The following is a 235-nucleotide window of genomic DNA, read 5'->3' on the forward strand; positions in this document are numbered from 1 at the left end:
CGAGGTAGATAGGCTGGGGGTGGAAGTGCAGTAATGCATGGAGCTGACCAGTACTAATCGGTCGAGGGCTTATCCAATATGCAAGTTATAAATCGCGTGCGTTTCGTTTCGAATCTAGTTTTCAGAGAACAATAACTCTGATGATATGGAAGAAGCATAGCTTCGATCCAATCGCGTTTGGTGGCGATGGCGGAGGGGTTCCACACGTACCCATCCCGAACACGACCGTTAAGCC

The 235-nt window shown here is 49.4% G+C and carries 2 rRNA genes; both read left to right on the top strand.

Annotated features, from left to right (window positions below):
- Positions 1 to 77 (top strand): 23S ribosomal RNA (locus FS818_RS28560); the annotation flags it as partial.
- 99 nt (positions 78 to 176) lie between these two features.
- Positions 177 to 235, top strand: a 5S ribosomal RNA gene (rrf, locus tag FS818_RS29635); the annotation flags it as partial.

Source organism: Paenibacillus xylanexedens, from assembly GCF_007680605.1.
Classification (GTDB): domain Bacteria; phylum Bacillota; class Bacilli; order Paenibacillales; family Paenibacillaceae; genus Paenibacillus; species Paenibacillus xylanexedens_B.